The organism is Roseobacter sp. TSBP12 (genome assembly GCF_009129705.1).
GTDB lineage: Bacteria > Pseudomonadota > Alphaproteobacteria > Rhodobacterales > Rhodobacteraceae > Celeribacter > Celeribacter baekdonensis_A.
In genome coordinates this window covers 36390-52756 of the sequence record NZ_PYIB01000007.1, presented here as the reverse complement: position 1 = coordinate 52756, position 16367 = coordinate 36390, and the positions used below count along the sequence as shown (strand labels likewise).

The window sequence follows — 16367 nt, the reverse complement described above, 5'->3', positions numbered from 1 at the left end:
CATAAAACAAAAAGGCGGCCCCCAGCTCTGGTGGGCCGCCTTTTTCTATCTTGGACCGTCCGAAGATCAGCCCTCGCGCGGCACTTCCTTGAGCCCAAGTTGGCGCGCCGCCGCCAGAGACAGGATGTCGCTGTCGACCCCTTGGTCCGATTGATAAGCGTGGATGGCGCGTTTTGTCGCGAAATCCATCCGCCCATTTGCAGCTCCCGCGTGATAGCCACGCACCGACAGAGCACGTTGCAGCGACGCGATGAATTCGGGCGTCAGCTCCTCTTGGCACAGGGTCTCAAACCACAATTCCTTGCGCTCACGGACAATCTCTTGCCGGGTTTCGGTGCGGTAGACAGCGGGGTAGGAGACGGTGCCATTGGCCTCGATTTGTGGCGGTTGCACCAAAACCTGCTCTGTGACAGTTTCGATGATCGCAGGGGTGACGTGTCGCGCGTAACAGGTGTTTGGATCGGCTCCCGGCGGCGCGCCGGGCGTCTCTGAGGCGCGCATGATGCCCTCTTCCGGGGCGCTTATCTGGCAGGCGGCCAAAAGTCCCGCCAGAATGAAAAGTGGCAATCGGGCGGGAAAAGGGACCTGTTTCATCGGCATGCCTGTCTGCTTTGCCCCTTTGGGGGCTGTTTGGGGCAAGTCTACCGTGAAATTCAGATTTTCCAAAGGGTTTGAATGGTATCGCCTTTGGGAGGCCTGTCAGAGGGCGGGACGGCACACAGGCGCGTCACGTGCCAGAAATATAGGCGCGCGGGTTGCCTTGACACCAACCGGACCACAGGGCGCGACGCAATGGCCCTTTTCACCGGGAAACTGACAGGCTAAGCCTGTGGCAACACGAAGAAATGCGAGAGAAGGACAAGCCTATGGTCAAGATCACCTATGTCGAATTTGGCGGCACCGAACATGTTGTGGACGTGCCGGTGGGGCGCACCGTGATGGAAGGCGCGCGCGACAATGGCGTACCGGGCATCGACGCTGATTGCGGCGGGGCTTGTGCTTGTTCCACCTGTCACGTCTATGTCGCGCCTGAATGGGTCGATAAAATCCCCGCGAAAGACGACATGGAAGAGGATATGTTGGATTTCGCCTATCAACCCGATCCGGTGCGGTCGCGCCTGACCTGTCAGATCAAAGTGACCGATGCAATTGACGGTTTGGTGGTCAACCTGCCCGAAAAGCAAATCTGATGCTGCGTCTGGCCGCGGCTTTTGTGCTGGCGGCCAGCCCGCTTGCCGCCACTGAGATCACGAATGATGTCACTTCCGCGCGCTACATTGAGCCGACGGATGTCTACGGCCATGGGGCCGTGGCGGGCGGTGAATATGCGCAGATGCGTGTGGCGTTGAGTGACGGCACCGAGCGCAATGTGTCTTTCAAGAAAAGCATTTTCGAGGATACCGCACCGCGCCTGCATGATTTCGATGGCGATGGGTCCCCTGAAATTGTCACTGTCGTCAGCGGCTTTGCCACCGGCGCTTGGGTGCAGGTCTGGTCGCTCAATGCCTCCGGCGTGCTGATCCCGGTCAAATCCAATGCTCCCATCGGTGCGCGCCACCGCTGGCTCGCGATCGCGGGCATTGCCGATTTTGATGGCGATGGCACCGATGACATTGCCTATATCGACCGCCCGCATTTGACCAAAGAGCTGGTGATCCTTCCCGTCGATCTGGCGGGGCCGGGGATGTTAGATGCCACTGCAAGCCTTGCCGGCCTGACCAATCATCACCTTGGCTCCGCCGGGATCGAAGGTGGCATACGCGACTGTTCCGGGCATGTGCCGGTGATTGTCACCGCCAATGCGGACTGGTCGCAGGTCATGGAAACCAGATTTGAGAATACTGAGTTGGTCAGCACTCCCGTTGCGCCCTACACCGGGGCCGACAGCTTTGCGCCCTTCCTGATCTGTCCGTGATGCGCGCCTGAGGCACAGCGCGACGCCTTTCGGAAACTTAACCGCCTGAAAACCCCGTAAATTTGGCCATGTCGTGCGTTTTGGCTCTGGCATTCACTGTCGGCTGTGCCACAACGCCTCGACCCTTCAAAGAAAGATCGAGGACTTTGACATGACCTCTCATGTGCTGACCGTGACTTGCCCCTCCAGGCGTGGAATCGTGGCCGCGATTTCTGGCAAACTGGCGGAGCTTGGCTGCAACATCACCGATTCCGCGCAATTCGATGATCCGGGCACCGATCAGTTTTTCATGCGGGTGAGTTTTGTCTCAGAAACAGGTCTGACCCAACCTGAACTGGCGCAGGGATTCGTGCCCGTGGCCGAGGCCTTTGACATGCAATGGGCGGTGCAGGACGAGGCGACGAAGATGAAAGTCGTGATCATGGTCTCGCGCTTTGGCCATTGTCTCAACGATCTTTTGTACCGCTGGCGGATCGGCGCCTTGCCGATCGACATCGTTGCCGTGATTTCAAATCACATGGATTATCAAAAACTTGTGGTGAATCACGATATTCCTTTCCACTGCATCAAAGTGACAAAAGAGAACAAACCCGAGGCCGAAGCCGCGATCATGCAGGTGATTGAGGACACTGGTGCCGAACTGATCGTTTTGGCGCGCTATATGCAAATTCTGTCGGATAAAATGTGCCAACATATGTCAGGTCGGATCATCAACATCCACCATTCGTTCCTGCCGTCTTTCAAAGGCGCAAACCCGTATAAACAGGCGTTTGAGCGGGGGGTGAAACTGATCGGAGCGACGGCGCATTATGTCACCGCCGATCTGGACGAAGGTCCGATTATTGAACAAGACACGGTGCGGATCACCCATGCGCAATCCTCGGAGGATTACGTCTCCTTGGGCCGTGACGTCGAAGCCCAGGTGCTCTCGCGCGCGATCCATGCCCATATCCACCACCGCGTGTTCATCAACGGCAATAAAACGGTGGTGTTTCCGGCCTCTCCCGGCAGCTATGCCTCTGAACGGATGGGGTAAGGGGCGAAAAGGGGCTCTGCCCCTCGTCCGGGCAGCACGCTGCCCTGCCTCACCCCGGGATATTTTCAGACAAAAGAAGCCGCAGGTTTACCGCTCCTTAAGCTTAATGCGCGAAGCTCACCCCACGGTACAGGCGGGGACGCCGATGATCGTGACGGAAGAAGGCCCTTCGCTCTCCTCAAGCGGAGGGTCATTTCTTTTGTCTGAAAATATCCCGGGGGTTTGGGGGGCAGGCCCCCAATAAAACGACGCCGGAGACATGGAAAAAGGCGTGCCGTTCGAGCACGCCCCTGTTCTGTCGCGACAGCCAGTGTTTGGGCTTTTACACCAAAGTTCCAAACCGGAGGGCCATTCGAGCCAGTGGTGCATTTCGCAGCTTGGTTTATCGCAGGGTAAGGTTAAAATTCCCCTAACCATACTCTGCGCATGTCTTACAGTGCCCGCCAGCCAATATCAGTGCGGTTGAAGCCGCCCGGCCATTCGATCGCCTCGATCATCGCATAGGCACGATCACGGGCTTCTTTTAGGCTCTCTCCGCGCGCCGTCACGTTCAACACACGACCGCCCACGGCGACAATCACGCCGTCTTTGAGAGCGGTACCCGCATGAAACACCATGTTTTTGCTGTCTTCTGGCAAGCCGCCCAAGCCTTTGATCTCAGAGCCTTTTGCATAAGCACCCGGATAGCCATTTGCGGCCATCACCACGGTGATCGCATGATCATCGGCCCAGTTGACTTGGGCCTGATCCAATCGGCCTTCGGCGGTCGCCAGCAACAGATCAAGCACCTGCGCACCAAGCCGCATCATCAACACCTGACATTCCGGGTCGCCAAAGCGGCAGTTGTATTCAACAAGGCGCGGTTGCCCGTCTTTGATCATGAAACCCGCGTAAAGCACGCCTTGATAGGGCATCCCGCGCTTGGCCATTTCTACAACGGTCGGTTTGACGATCTCGTCCATGGCTTTTTGGATGACGCTGTCGCTCATCACGGGGGCTGGGGAATAGGCGCCCATGCCGCCGGTGTTCGGCCCGGTGTCGCCATCGCCGACGCGTTTGTGGTCTTGCGCCGTGCCGATGGGCAGGACGTTTTCGCCATCACACAAGATGAACCAAGAGGCCTCTTCGCCTTCCATGAATTCCTCGATCACCACTTCGGCCCCAGCCGCGCCAAATTCACCGCCGAACATGTCGTCGATGGCGTCCAAGGCGGCCTGTTCGTCCATCGCCACGATCACGCCTTTGCCTGCGGCCAAACCGTCGGCTTTCACCACAATCGGTGCGCCTTGGGCGCGGATGTAGTCTTTGGCGGGGGCGGCCTCGGTAAAGCGGGCGTAGCCAGCGGTTGGCGCACCGGAGGCGTCGCAAATCTCTTTGGTGAAGGCTTTCGAGGCCTCCAGTTGCGCCGCTGCCTTTGAGGGGCCAAAGGTCAACACACCAGCGGCACGCAAATCATCGGCGACGCCTGCGGCCAAGGGGGCTTCTGGTCCAATGATCACAAAATCAATCGCGTTCTCTTCGACAAACCCGACCACCGCTGCGCCATCGTTGATGTCAAATGAGGCGCATTCGGCGATCATTTCGATCCCCGCATTGCCGGGGGCGACGATCAATTTATCGCATTTCGGGTTTTGCATCACAGCCCAAGCCAAAGCATGTTCGCGCCCGCCGCTGCCCAAGATCAGAATGTTCATTCTCGCGTCCCCGCTTTTCATCCGGTTTCGGGCGTTTTAGGGTGAGTACGAACACGACACAAGCGTGAGCACCCATATGTCCGAGCTTTTCGAAGAGGACGGCCCACAAGGCCCGTCAAATGCGCCCGAATTCACCGTCTCCGAGCTGTCGGGTGCGGTGAAAAAGATCATCGAGGGCGAATTTGGCTTTGTCCGGGTGCGCGCCGAGGTCGGGCGGGTGTCACGGCCACGTTCAGGACATTTGTATTTCGACCTCAAGGACGACAAATCCGTGATCAATGCGGTGAGTTGGAAAGGGCAAGTCGCCAAGATGCAGGTCCAGCCCGAGGAGGGGATGGAAATCATCGCCACGGGCCGGATGACCACGTTCCCCGGCGGGTCGCGCTATCAGATCATCGTCGACAGTGTCGAACCGGCGGGGGCGGGCGCCTTGATGGCGATGCTGGAAAAGCGCAAAGCGGCCTTGGCCGCAGAGGGTCTGTTTGATCCGGCGCGCAAGCAACCTATCCCCTATTTGCCAACGGTAGTTGCGTCGTAACCTCGCCTTCCGGTGCTGTGATCCGCGATATTTTACACCGCTTGCGCGACCGTTTTCCACGCCATGTGTTGATCTGGCCGGTGGCGGTTCAGGGCCAAAATTGCGCCGCCGAAGTGACCCGTGGGATCGAAGGGTTTAATGCGCTGCCCAAAGACGGGCCGATCCCGCGCCCGGATTTGATCATTGTCGCGCGGGGCGGTGGCTCGGTCGAGGACCTGTGGGGCTTTAATGAAGAGATCGTGGTGCGTGCCGCGGCGGCCTCAAACATCCCGTTGATCTCCGCCGTGGGGCATGAAACCGACACGACGCTGATTGATTTCGCCTCTGACATGCGCGCGCCGACACCGACGGCCGCCGCCGAAATCGCCGTGCCAGTGCGACGTGAACTTTGGGTCACGTTGCAAGAGATGCGGGCGCGGATGGAGCGGGCGCTGAGCCTTGGCGTGACGCGTCGGCGGCAACGGTTGAGCGACCTGTCTCGCGCTTTGCCACAGCGCGGGCGGCTTTTGGACGGGCCGCGTCAGCGCGTCGATCAAATGGAAGTTCGGCTCAATCAGGCGTTGATCACCTCGGTCAGTACCCGGCGCTTGAAGCTTTCGAACCGTTCTGCCGTGTTGCGGCCCACGCTGTTGCGCGGGATGTTGAAACGCGGGCAGGAGAAAACGGTGATCCTTGGCGGTCGTCTTAGCCCGGCTCTGGCCCGTGCCGTGGCGCAAAAGCGCCGTGATTTTACCAGTGCCACCAAAGGTTTGGACCCTCTGCGCCTGTCGCGCCACACAGTTCAGGCGCGGGGTCAGTTGGATCAACTCGCAGCCCGGTTTGAACGCGCCTCAAAGGCCCAGACCGAGCGCTGGCGCGGGGCGTTGGACCGCCGGGCCGGGATGCTAGAGGCGCTGTCCTACCAAAAGACCTTGGAGCGCGGCTATGCCGTGGTTTGGGATACCGCTGGCGGGGTAGTGACCTCGGCCAAGGAGGCGAGCCGGATGCATGAGGTGCAATTTGCCGATGGCCGGGCGCGGATTGGCGGCGGCGTGGCTGTGGCCCCGGTGCCGTCTAAGGCGAAAAAGCCAAAAGGTGGTGGGCCGGAGCAGGGGTCTTTGTTTTAGCGGATCAAACCCCGATCTGCGGCCCCATACAACTGAGCGGCCCGTCACTGGCCCAGGCCTCGTAGAGTTCGGTGCCACTTTCGCCTTGGAACACCGCCTTTAACTTGTCGCTCTCGACAAAGAACTGCCAGCATTGCGGGGCGGTGCCGTCTTCGTAGACGAAACAGATGTTTTGCCCGGATTCATACCAGATGCCCTCTTTGCAGGTGTCTTGGTCAAAGGCCCAGCGGACGCGGTTGCCGGGCAGGTATTCTTCGGCGCCATAGGGGTGGCCGTCCTCGGCAAAGGTCAGGGTCTTGCCTGTGGCATAGGCTTCGAATTCCGCGCCGGTCAGCGGGTCAGAGCCCGCCGGAGCAGCGAAAGCCGAGGCGGCAACGGCCAAGATCGCGGGGGCCAAACAGGCCGGGAGGGACAGCTTTTTCATCATTTGGAAACCATGCCACAGCATTGCGTTTAGCTCCATTCACATTCTTAACATCTGGTTAACCGGCTGAACATCTGAAGAGCTGTTCAACGCGGTGTGGGAGCGCTGTCCGCATCGGCCATCACCCGCGCCACCCGTTTGTCCATCACTTTAAACCAAATTGGCGGGATCAGCGCGAGTGTCGCCATGGCCGGTAATGAGCGTGGCAGCCGTGGCATGTCATCTGACAAATCAAGCGCGATATAGGGCTTCATCGGATGGGCGTGATGATCGGAATGGCGCGGCGCATTGAGCATCAAGAACGAGGTGAACCATTGCGGGCTGTTCCACGAATGCGCGGGGCCGACGGGTTCATATTTTCCCTCTGAGACTTCGGCACGGCGCAACCCGTAATGTTGAACATAATCCGAGAGCATCAATTGCGAAGAGGCATAGCCCGCCAGCAAGATGTATTTGAAAACCCCCAATATTCCGCCGATTTGAAAGGCGATGAACAGACAGATCACAGCCCCGCCGATATAAAGCGCATAGGGGTGGAGATCGGTGTTGCCAGAGCGCGCTCGCAAGGCGTTTTCTTCGCGCAACCCAGCCTTAAAAGACCCGATCCAAGCGCGCGGCAGAAACCGATAGTAGCTCATGCCAAGGGGGGCGGAGTTTGGGTCGTCCGGCGAGGCGGCATAGCGATGATGAACGCGGACATGGGCGGTGGCGTGATGGCCGAACAACAGCGTGATATAGACCCAAGTGCCCAGCCGCCGCAGTGTGCGGTCCGAGCGATGGATCAGCTCATGAGCGTTGGAATTGGAGACCTGACCCAAGAACAGACCAAAACCGAAAAACATGAATATCCGTTCCCAAAGTGCAAAAGGCCCGACCGAGAGCGCCCAGACCGCCAAGGGCATCATCGCAAAATGCGAAATGGCTAGGATGGTTGACAGGGCATTGGCGTCGGGAAATTCGGCCTCTGGATCGGCGGGATCGCGGGCGAGGCTGACCAATTGGTCAAAGCCATAGGCCAGCACGGTCATATAGAGAAACCCGACCACGGCCCATAGTCCACCAAACAGCGCGCCCAGCGACAAAAGCGCGACGGGGGCGAGGGTGGACAGAGCAAAAAAGCGAATGATGTGAGCGGTTTTTGTGGGATTGGACATCATGGACACACCTTCAGGACTGTGCAGACTATAGGCGGTGTGAGGCACGGGTGCAAAAGCATTAGGGTGCCAGAGAGGGCGCAAGTCAAAGAGGACGAGGAGGATCGGGATGGTGCTATTTGGCATGGGCCTTGGTGGCGGGATGGCTGTGGTGGTTTTTGCGGCGCTTCTCGCGGCGCTGGCCTATTTGCCCTTCACGCATCGCGACAAAACGCTTTGGCATAGCGTGCTCAAAACCATGCCCGTCGCGGTGTTCGCAGGGAGTGCGGCGGTGCAGGGCGCGCCGGGGCTTTTGGTGGCGGGATTGGCGCTTTCGGCCTTGGGCGATTGGGCGTTGTCGCGTCCCTTTGAGCGGGCGTTTATGGCCGGGTTGGTGAGTTTTGCCCTCGCGCATCTGTGTTATCTTGGTCTTTTCATCGGCTTGGTCGAGACGTGGCGCATCCTTCCCGTGATCCTCTTGATTGGGTTTGCTCTTTCAAGCGAGCTTTGGCTGGCGCCATTCACCGGGGACATGCGTTGGCCCGTGCGGGTCTATGTGGGTTTGATTTGCGCAATGGTGATGGCGGCGCTGAGCCTGCCTGATCTTTACCGCATGGCAAGCGTCGGCGCGCTGCTTTTCATGGCCTCTGATCTGATCCTTGCGCTTCAGATGTTTCGCATGTTGCCGGACACCAAACGGGCGCGCTGGGCGGGCTATACGCTTTGGACCCTGTATATCCTTGGGCAAATGACGATTCTTTTCGCCTTTGTTGCGGTCAAACCGCATGGCTAGGGCTTTTCTAAAAGGCCAAGACCGATTAAGTGAGCAAGGAACGGAGGCCCTATGTCGCTATTTTCGAAACTGAAATCTCGCCTGATGAAAACCTCGTCGAAACTCGACGAGGGGCTTGAGGCGATTGTCGAAGATGGCGGTGTGGAAAGCAGTGCGGATGAGGCGATTTTGGCCGATCCGGTGATGCCGGAGGGTGTGCCGGTTGAGCCGCCGCTGGAGCAGCCCGCGCCGATCCCAGAAACATTTGCGCCGCAAACGCCGATTGAGACGCCCGACGAGACGCCGATTGAGATCCCGGATGCGGTGACACCGTTGGAAATCCCGGTTGAAACCGTTGTGAACGAGGCTCCCGAGCCAAGTGCAACCGCGAATAAGCCGGGCTTGGTTGGACGCCTTTTGGGCCGCAAAGAGACCCAGCCGGTGCTGCGTCGCACCCTTGATGATGCGATGTTGGAGCAGCTTGAAGAGCTGTTGATCACCGCTGATATGGGGGTTGAGACCTCGATGCGCGTCACTGCCGCGATGGCCGAGGGGCGCTATGGCAAAAAGCTTTCGGTCGATGAAATCAAGCGGCTGATGGCCCGTGAAATTGCGCGAATCATGGAATCCGTGGCCAAGCCGATGCCGCTTTATCCCAAGACCCCGCAGGTGGTTTTGGTGGTGGGCGTCAACGGATCGGGCAAAACCACGACCATCGGCAAATTGGCCAGCCAATTTAAAGCCGCCGGGAAAACCGTGGTAATTGCGGCCGGAGATACGTTCCGCGCCGCCGCCGTCGAACAGTTGCAAGTCTGGGGCACGCGCGCGGGCGTGCCGGTTTTGACCGCGCCCGAGGGCTCTGATCCCGCCTCATTGGCCTTTGATGCCATGACCAAAGCCGAAGAATTGGGTGCCGATCTGTTGATGATCGATACCGCCGGACGGTTGCAAAACCGCGCCGATTTGATGGAAGAGCTGTCCAAAATCGTCCGGGTGATCCGCAAAAAGGATGCCACCGCGCCGCACAACACATTGCTTGTGTTGGACGCGACAACCGGGCAAAACGCGATTTCACAGGTTGAGATTTTCCAAAAACTCGCGGATGTCTCCGGCCTTGTGATGACGAAACTCGACGGCACGGCGCGCGGTGGTGTGCTTGTGAGCCTCGCGGATAAGTTCGGTCTGCCGATCCATGCGATCGGGGTGGGCGAGCAAATCGACGACCTTGCGCCGTTTGACCCCGAAGATTTTGCCAAGGCCCTGATGGGTCTGGAGGTTTGATGTTAGAAATTCTGCACGCAATCGGCCCGGGCAACTGGGTTTCGGGCGGTGACGTTGTTGAGCGTCGCGAATCCATGCAGGAGCTGTTTTTCGATCACCCGGTGTGCCCGGAGGAGACCGAAGAGGACTGGCCCGATGATCGTCAACTCTACGCCGAAATGGTGGTGGTTGAGGGCGAGCGTTTGGTCGGCACTGCGATGTTGGTGGTCGATCCCGAACGCGAAGATCGCCCGGCGCGGATTTGGGGCATGGGTGTCTTGCCGGCGTTTCGCACGGATTTCATCATCCAAACCTTGGAAGAAACGCTCATTCGCGCCGCCCATCTTGATCCGGCCTATCCGTTTATCGAGGCCACAGATGGCGCGCTGGTGCCCAATCCCTATTCTGAGATCGAAGGCCTGCGCGAACGTCGCGGTCCGCTTGCCGCCTGATTTCAACCAGAAGCGTGCATGGGTGTTTGCCCTCTCATGGCCCCTGTGCGCTTAATCCTCTGGCCCTTTTCAATGGGCTTCTGTAGCAGGGCGCTATGAGCAGTTGGATCCTATCCCTTGAAGGCACAGAGGCCGGTCACCACGCAGCCCTCACTTTGGCTTTGGCGGCGGCGTTTTTGCATGCCTTGTTTGGCGCGCTGCAAAAGGGGCGGCATGATCCGTGGATGTCTCGGGGCGCGATGGATTTTTTCTATTGCATCATTGCGGCGCCTTTTGCGCTTTTCGTGGTGCCATGGCCCGAACCGCATATGTGGATCATTTTTGCGGGCATGTTTGTCATCCACATGGGCTATAAAATCGCCCAAGGCTACACCTACACCAAAGGCGCTTACACAGTGGTCTATCCGGTGGTGCGCGGCACCGGGCCGTTTTTCGCGGTCATCGGCGCGGGCTTGGTCTTTGGCGAACATTTCACCCTGATCCAATGGTCGGGTGTGATGGTGTTGATCGCCGGGATCTTCGGCCTTGCGGTTTATAACTTGCGCACCATCACTTTGGGCCGTGAGACCATGGTGCCCGCCCTGATGTTGGCGGTTTTGACCGGGTCTTTCGTCGCACTTTACACCACCTATGACGCCTACGGTATCCGCGCCACCGCCGATCCGTTCACGTTTTTGGCGTGGTTCTTTTTCCTTGACGGTCTTGTGATGCCGGTTGTCGCCGCGTTGCGCTATCGTCAGATGGTCGATAAGCCCGCGCTCGGCCCTTTGGCGCTGCGTGGGTTTACCGGCGGCATCGTGGCGTATTTTTCGTTTGGTTGCATCATGTTGGCCACACGGTTGGACAATGTCGGCGAAGCGCCGTGTTGCGCGAAACCTCGACCGTGTTTGCGGCCTTGATTGGCTGGATCGTTTTGGGCGAAAAGGTCGGACCGCGCCGTTTGGCGTTGATGACCTTGATTGCGCTCGGTGCGATCATAGTTGAGATAGGGGGATAAAGGACAGACCATGCCAGAAGACGCACCAGAGACGATCGCCGAAAAAAAGCTCAATCCTGTGGTCAAGACCGTGCTCGAAATGGGGCCGATCCTGGCGTTTTTCGCGGGCTATGTGATTTTGAAAAACAAGGTGTTCACCATCGCGGGGACGGAATATTCCGGCTTTATCGTGATGACCGCCGTGTTCATCCCGCTTTTGGCCGCATCGACTTTCGTGCTGTGGCGGCTGACCGGAAAGCTCTCCGTCATGCAGATCATGACGCTTGTGTTGGTCGTGGTCTTTGGCGGGCTGACGATCTGGCTCAATGACGAACGGTTTTTCAAAATGAAACCGACGATGATTTACCTGCTGTTTGGCGGAGCGTTGGGCGTGGGCTTGCTGCGCGGCCAATCCTATCTGTCGCTGGTGCTGGGCGAGGTCATGCCGTTGGATGCGCAAGGTTGGAAAAAACTCACCTTTCGGATGATGTTGTTTTTCTTCGCGCTTGCCGTGGCCAATGAGATGATTTGGCGGACGATGGAGACCGACACTTGGGTCAAATTCAAAACCTTTGGCCTGCCCATCGCAATGATCGCGTTTTTCATGGCCCAAGGCGGCTTGATGAGCCGGCATTCGACCGAAGGGGACACCCCCAAGGACAAAACGCCAAAGGCCTAATTTCCGGTGGCGGTGTAAGGCAGATAGGCAATCGCCAAGGCGGCGTTGCCGGTGAGCGTCAGCCCGTCGATTAAAATATCCTGACCGGGCGCGCCTGCGACGATGTCGTTGACCAACTGGCCCGAGGCAATAATCGCCAAGAGTTCGGGTGATTCCAGCATGGCAAAATGCCCAAGCATCCCGGCCCCCGGCGCGTTGGTGACATCAAGCACCAAAACGCCCATCTCGCGCAGTGCGCCAATGTCATCAGCGGCCCCGACGCGCGGATGACCGCCCGTAAGGATCGACGAAATCTTAAGCGCGGAATCCCGGCGCGAGGCCACAACGGCCAGTTCCACGCCATAGGGCGCCACATCTTTGACCTGACGACGAAACACATCGACGTCGATATCGGCATCAATCAGCACCACGCCGTTGAGCGCGTCCAATGTGCGTCGATCTCCCTCCAAAGCCAGCCGTTTGAGGGCCTCCATCGTCAAAAGCCCGCCCATCGAATGCGCCAGAATGGTGATGCTTTGCGCGTTCGATCTGGCCAGATCTTTGATCGCATCGGCCAAGGCGCGGCGGGCATAAAGCACAGAATCCCGGTCATAGGCATATTGCGACACCCGACCCGCAGAGGGCCATGAAAACGCCACCATAGGTTCGGTCATCTTGAAATCGGTGGCGATCTGTGCGGCGCGAAACACCGCACTGGCATAGGAGACGTTATAGCCATGCACGAACAAAATGACGCCGCGATCGCCCTTGGGACGGCGCGCGATTTGGGCGTTTAAATCGGCGCGAAACCCGGCAGTACCGTCATAGGCTTTGCTCTGTGCGACAAAGAATTCGCGTTTGGGATCAATGCTGCGCCTTGGAAATGAAAAATGGCCCGGTTTCCGGTCCGGCGGCACGGAGATTGTGTAGCTGCGATAAAAGGTCTCGCCGGACCGCCGGCCTTCAAAGGCTTCTTTCGCATCGGGCGAGACTGTGCGGTTGGTGAGGACAAAAATGTCGCGGGTCTGCTCCGGGGTCACTCCCGGCGGGCTGTTGATCAGTGGTTGCGCGCAGCCGGTGAGGACAAAAGCACCGCCGCTCAACAGAATGTGCCGCCGGGAGACTGTCACGTTATGTGCCTTTTGTCCCGCCAAAGAGGATCTTTTGCGCGGCCTTGTCATGGGCGGTGTCTGTGCGCCGTTCGGCCCCAAGGGCACGGCCACGTTGAACGGCAGGACGCGCCGCGATCCGGGCAAGCCAGCGGGCAAGATGGGGTTTGTCGTCCAAGGTTTGCTCCTGGCCTTCCCATAGCGAGGCCCAAGGCCAAATCGCCATATCCGCGATGGAATAAAAATCGCCTGCGACGAATTCTTCTTCGGCCAAACGCCGATCCAAAACGCCATAGAGCCGCGCGACCTCGTTGCGGTAGCGGTCCTTGGCATAGGGCAAATCGTGCGGCGGCTCCATTTTGGGCGCGTATTTGAGGAAATGATGCGCCTGTCCGGCCATCGGGCCAAGCCCGCCCATTTGCCACATCAACCATTGATCCACGGCGACTTGGTCGCGTTCGCCACCACCATAAAAGTGACCGCATTTGCGTGCCAGATATTGCAGGATCGCCCCGGATTCAAAAATCGAAATCGGTCGACCGCTTGGCCCTTCGGGGTCATAAATCGCGGGCATCCGATTGTTGGGAGCGTGTTTCAAAAACGCGGGATCAAATTGCTCGCCCGCGCCGATGTTGATGAATTTGACCTCATAAGGCAGGTCCATTTCCTCAAGCGCGATAGAGATTTTCCAGCCGTTCGGCGTCGGCCAATAAAAGAGCGTGATGGGAGTGTCGATCATGAAAACGGTTCCGTGCGGTCATCAAAGGAAAGAGGGTGGGAAGGATGGCCTCAGGATGACGCTTTGCGCGAAAAGGACAAGAGCGAAGCTGTGCGACGGCCCCGGAAAAGACGCGAATAGCGTGGGGCAGGGGCGTCAGGCATAAGATGTTTCAACAATCCGATGGGAAGCTGTTCGGGATGACGCAGCGCAGTGCGGTACAGATCAAACACCCCATCGCGCAGATAGGGCGACCAATGGCACACGCGTTTGTCCGCTTCGGGGATCATATAGCCCAATTGCGCCAAACAGGCCCGCGTTCCCGCATCGTCAATCTGAAGATCGCACCAGCCGCGCAGGTCTTGGCCAAGTCCGGACCCCAGTGTGCGCGACGCGCCATGATCGGGGGTCAGGGCCAGTTCGGCCATCAGATCGAACAGATCATTTTCGCGTGAGGTGACATTGATCACCTCGGCGCTGCGCCCGGCGGCGCTGTCCATGGCAAAAAGCGCGGTGCTGCGAAACTCGGCAGCGGCCAAAAGAATCACCCGTCCCACCGACCCCTCAGACAGATGCGGCAGCGCCGACAGGGCCACCCGCGCGCCCAGCGAGTGGCCGATCACCTGCACCGGGCGCTTGATGGTCCAAATCAACCGCGCCAAGGCCTCGCCTGCAAGACGGGCCTGCGCGTAGGCCTGCCAAATCGTGCCGCGCGCCTCCCAACCCAGAGCGATGCACAGGCCTTCGTCCGCCTCCCCGCGGCCAAATCCAAGACCGCGTGGCCAACTGAGTGCCTTTGGGCAATGGGAGCCGGGATCCAGTGACAGGATATGATCATGCGGGTCATGTTGGGGCACATGGGGCGAAAATTTATAGCCGTGGATGCAAATCACCACCGGCGCCTGCGCGGGGGTTGCCGCCAAGGCGCGCTCTAAAGCGTCCTTGGTCCGGGACGCGGGGAAAGGACTGTCGACATTGAGTTGCATGAGGGGCATGGACGCCGCTCCCCTGGGTTCGATATGCGCCGAGAACTGCACATAGTCTGCGTGGGGTTTGTCACGATGCTGCGACATCGGAGTGAATCTTTGTTAACGGTGCCGCACGCAGTTGACAGAGTGTCGCAGTGTTTGTACCCCACCAGATGTGGCGATTTGTTCTCCGGATTGCGGGCCACAGGGGTGCTCTTAACTACGGGTACGTCGAAAATATTCCGCTAAAGAGGTCAGGACGAGACGCTGGGTTGGATGACCCGCCGCGCCCCCGCTCTTGATCGAGAGGGGGCTTTTTTGTTGGCGGAAAGGAACCGTGAAATGAGCAACGCGAAGAGCAATACCAAGAACACCACGGGGTGGAAAACCCGCACGAAACTCGTGCATGAAGGCATTCGGCGCAGCAATATGGCGAAGTGTCCGAGGCCCTTTTTCTAACCCAAGGCTTTGTCTATGACACGGCTGAGGCGGCGGAAGAACGGTTTGTGTCGCTGGGCGAGGATGAGTTTATCTACGCCCGCTACGGCAACCCCACCACCCGCATGTTCGAAGATCGCATGGCCTCTTTGGAAGGCTATGAGGACGCGTTTGCCTGTGCCTCTGGCATGGCCGCTGTCAATGGCGCGCTCATGGCTTTGCTCAAAGCCGGGGATCATGTCGTGTCGTCGCGTGCGCTCTTTGGCTCCTGTCTCTATATTCTCGAAGAGGTTCTGGGACGTTTCGGCGTTGAGATCACCTTGGTCGATGGCACTGATCTGGAGGCGTGGCGCGCGGCCATTCGCCCCGACACGGCGCTGGTCTTCCTTGAAAGTATTTCCAATCCGACTTTGGAGGTGATCGACCTCAAAGCCGTGTGCGATCTGGCCCATGCGGTCGGTGCCAAAGTCGTGGTCGACAACGCCATGTGCACGCCGATCTTCTCCTATGCCGCGGAGGCGGGCGCGGATTTGTCGGTCTATTCCACCACGAAACATGTGGACGGGCAGGGACGGTGTTTGGGCGGGATGATTTGCGGTTCACGCGATCTGATCCGGGGGCCGATTGAGGCCTATCTCAAACACACTGGCGGCGCGATGAGCCCGTTCCATGCCTGGGTGCAACTCAAGTCGATGGAAACGCTCGACCTTCGCGTGCGGCAACAGGCGACGACGGCTTTGGCCGTGGCCGATGCGCTCGATGGGCACTCGGCGCTCAATGCTGTGCGTTATCCAACCCACAAAGCCCACCCGCAATATGATCTGGCCAAGTCGCAAGCGGAGGCGGGCGGCACCGTCTTGACGATTGACGTCAAGGGCGGCAAGGAGGCTTGCTTTAAGTTTCTGAATGCCTTGGAGATTTTTACCATCTCCAACAATTTCGCGGATGCCAAATCCATCGTCACCCACCCGGCGACCACCACGCACCAACGCCTGCCGCAAGAGCAGAAAGACACGTTGGGCATCACGCCCGGCATGGTCCGCGTGTCGCTTGGGCTTGAAGACCCTGATGATTTGATCGCTGATCTGCGTGCGGCTTTGGATGCGTTGTGATCTGGTGGTGTTTCTCCCACGTATCTGTTGGTAACGGGCGCAAGACGCCCTATATCAA

Annotated in this window: 14 protein-coding genes and 3 pseudogenes; 10 read left to right on the top strand and 7 right to left on the bottom strand. The window is 58.8% G+C overall.

The window, feature by feature from the left end; all coding sequences use genetic code 11:
- Positions 1-66: 66 nt before the first annotated feature.
- Positions 67-594, bottom strand: a complete 528-nt coding sequence (locus C8029_RS02725; protein ID WP_226946215.1) for a peptidoglycan-binding domain-containing protein — start codon at positions 592-594, stop codon at positions 67-69.
- Between the two features lie 272 nt (positions 595-866).
- Between C8029_RS02725 and C8029_RS02720 the strand changes: the two genes are divergently transcribed.
- The 3 genes from C8029_RS02720 (at position 867) to purU (ending at position 2951) form a co-directional block, all read left to right on the top strand.
- Positions 867-1190 carry a 2Fe-2S iron-sulfur cluster-binding protein gene (locus C8029_RS02720; protein ID WP_009570932.1) on the top strand — a complete coding sequence of 108 codons (324 nt, stop codon included), beginning with the start codon at positions 867-869 and terminating at the stop codon, positions 1188-1190.
- Positions 1190-1915: an FG-GAP repeat domain-containing protein gene (locus C8029_RS02715; protein ID WP_009570931.1), complete on the top strand. Its 726-nt coding sequence runs from the start codon at positions 1190-1192 to the stop codon at positions 1913-1915. The genes C8029_RS02720 and C8029_RS02715 overlap by 1 nt, the downstream gene beginning before the upstream one ends.
- A 151-nt stretch (positions 1916-2066) precedes the next feature.
- A complete protein-coding gene (gene purU, locus C8029_RS02710) occupies positions 2067-2951 on the top strand; it encodes a formyltetrahydrofolate deformylase (protein WP_152002181.1) in 885 nt (294 codons plus the stop codon).
- A gap of 431 nt (positions 2952-3382) precedes the next feature.
- On the opposite strand, the gene purD is transcribed toward purU, so the two are convergent.
- Positions 3383-4645, bottom strand: coding sequence for a phosphoribosylamine--glycine ligase (gene purD, locus C8029_RS02705; RefSeq protein ID WP_152002180.1), 1263 nt, complete (start codon positions 4643-4645; stop codon positions 3383-3385).
- Positions 4646-4721: 76 nt separating this feature from the next.
- Between purD and xseA the strand changes: the two are divergent.
- Positions 4722-6289 (top strand): annotated as a pseudogene (gene xseA, locus C8029_RS02700) (exodeoxyribonuclease VII large subunit).
- Between the two features lie 4 nt (positions 6290-6293).
- Here the strand turns inward: xseA and C8029_RS02695 are convergent.
- Both C8029_RS02695 and C8029_RS02690 read right to left on the bottom strand, forming a co-directional pair.
- Positions 6294-6752, bottom strand: coding sequence for a hypothetical protein (locus C8029_RS02695; protein ID WP_226946214.1), 459 nt, complete (start codon positions 6750-6752; stop codon positions 6294-6296).
- A gap of 47 nt (positions 6753-6799) precedes the next feature.
- Complete coding sequence (locus tag C8029_RS02690) at positions 6800-7867, bottom strand: alkane 1-monooxygenase (protein ID WP_332835013.1); 1068 nt, start codon at positions 7865-7867, stop codon at positions 6800-6802.
- A 109-nt stretch (positions 7868-7976) separates the two neighbouring features.
- On the opposite strand from C8029_RS02690, the gene C8029_RS02685 reads away from it, so the two are divergent.
- The 5 genes and pseudogenes from C8029_RS02685 (at position 7977) to C8029_RS02665 (ending at position 11985) form a co-directional block, all read left to right on the top strand.
- Entirely contained in the window at positions 7977-8639 is a 663-nt protein-coding gene (locus C8029_RS02685) for a lysoplasmalogenase (RefSeq protein WP_009570925.1), read from the top strand.
- 51 nt (positions 8640-8690) lie between these two features.
- Positions 8691-9899 (top strand): signal recognition particle-docking protein FtsY, encoded by a 1209-nt coding sequence (gene ftsY / locus C8029_RS02680; protein WP_009570924.1) that lies wholly within the window; start codon positions 8691-8693, stop codon positions 9897-9899.
- Positions 9899-10330 carry a GNAT family N-acetyltransferase gene (locus C8029_RS02675; RefSeq protein WP_009570923.1) on the top strand — a complete coding sequence of 144 codons (432 nt, stop codon included), beginning with the start codon at positions 9899-9901 and terminating at the stop codon, positions 10328-10330. The genes ftsY and C8029_RS02675 overlap by 1 nt, the downstream gene beginning before the upstream one ends.
- Before the next feature lie 95 nt (positions 10331-10425).
- Positions 10426-11327 (top strand): annotated as a pseudogene (locus tag C8029_RS02670) (EamA family transporter).
- 10 nt (positions 11328-11337) lie between these two features.
- Positions 11338-11985 carry an inner membrane-spanning protein YciB gene (locus tag C8029_RS02665; RefSeq protein ID WP_152002179.1) on the top strand — a complete coding sequence of 216 codons (648 nt, stop codon included), beginning with the start codon at positions 11338-11340 and terminating at the stop codon, positions 11983-11985.
- Here C8029_RS02665 and C8029_RS02660 read toward each other — a convergent pair.
- The 3 genes from C8029_RS02660 to C8029_RS02650 are packed head-to-tail and all read right to left on the bottom strand — an operon-like array spanning position 11982 to position 14786.
- A complete protein-coding gene (locus tag C8029_RS02660; RefSeq protein WP_193217576.1) occupies positions 11982-13094 on the bottom strand; it encodes an alpha/beta hydrolase in 1113 nt (370 codons plus the stop codon). The two genes, C8029_RS02665 and C8029_RS02660, sit on opposite strands and share 4 nt — an antisense overlap.
- Before the next feature lies 1 nt (position 13095).
- Entirely contained in the window at positions 13096-13812 is a 717-nt protein-coding gene (locus C8029_RS02655; RefSeq protein ID WP_009570919.1) for a glutathione S-transferase family protein, read from the bottom strand.
- 50 nt (positions 13813-13862) lie between these two features.
- Positions 13863-14786: an alpha/beta hydrolase family protein gene (locus tag C8029_RS02650; RefSeq protein ID WP_152002177.1), complete on the bottom strand. Its 924-nt coding sequence runs from the start codon at positions 14784-14786 to the stop codon at positions 13863-13865.
- Positions 14787-15101: 315 nt separating this feature from the next.
- On the opposite strand from C8029_RS02650, the pseudogene metZ reads away from it, so the two are divergent.
- A pseudogene (metZ, locus tag C8029_RS02645) lies at positions 15102-16309 on the top strand (O-succinylhomoserine sulfhydrylase).
- The last annotated feature ends 58 nt before the right edge of the window (positions 16310-16367 follow it).

Coding starts and splice junctions, on each gene's coding strand:
- C8029_RS02725 (WP_226946215.1), bottom strand. CDS start 594: ATGAAACAGGTCCCTTTTCCCGCCCGATTGCCACTTTTCATTCTGGCG.
- C8029_RS02720 (WP_009570932.1), top strand. CDS start 867: ATGGTCAAGATCACCTATGTCGAATTTGGCGGCACCGAACATGTTGTG.
- C8029_RS02715 (WP_009570931.1), top strand. CDS start 1,190: ATGCTGCGTCTGGCCGCGGCTTTTGTGCTGGCGGCCAGCCCGCTTGCC.
- purU (WP_152002181.1), top strand. CDS start 2,067: ATGACCTCTCATGTGCTGACCGTGACTTGCCCCTCCAGGCGTGGAATC.
- purD (WP_152002180.1), bottom strand. CDS start 4,645: ATGAACATTCTGATCTTGGGCAGCGGCGGGCGCGAACATGCTTTGGCT.
- C8029_RS02695 (WP_226946214.1), bottom strand. CDS start 6,752: ATGGAGCTAAACGCAATGCTGTGGCATGGTTTCCAAATGATGAAAAAG.
- C8029_RS02690 (WP_332835013.1), bottom strand. CDS start 7,867: ATGTCCAATCCCACAAAAACCGCTCACATCATTCGCTTTTTTGCTCTG.
- C8029_RS02685 (WP_009570925.1), top strand. CDS start 7,977: ATGGTGCTATTTGGCATGGGCCTTGGTGGCGGGATGGCTGTGGTGGTT.
- ftsY (WP_009570924.1), top strand. CDS start 8,691: ATGTCGCTATTTTCGAAACTGAAATCTCGCCTGATGAAAACCTCGTCG.
- C8029_RS02675 (WP_009570923.1), top strand. CDS start 9,899: ATGTTAGAAATTCTGCACGCAATCGGCCCGGGCAACTGGGTTTCGGGC.
- C8029_RS02665 (WP_152002179.1), top strand. CDS start 11,338: ATGCCAGAAGACGCACCAGAGACGATCGCCGAAAAAAAGCTCAATCCT.
- C8029_RS02655 (WP_009570919.1), bottom strand. CDS start 13,812: ATGATCGACACTCCCATCACGCTCTTTTATTGGCCGACGCCGAACGGC.
- C8029_RS02650 (WP_152002177.1), bottom strand. CDS start 14,786: ATGCCCCTCATGCAACTCAATGTCGACAGTCCTTTCCCCGCGTCCCGG.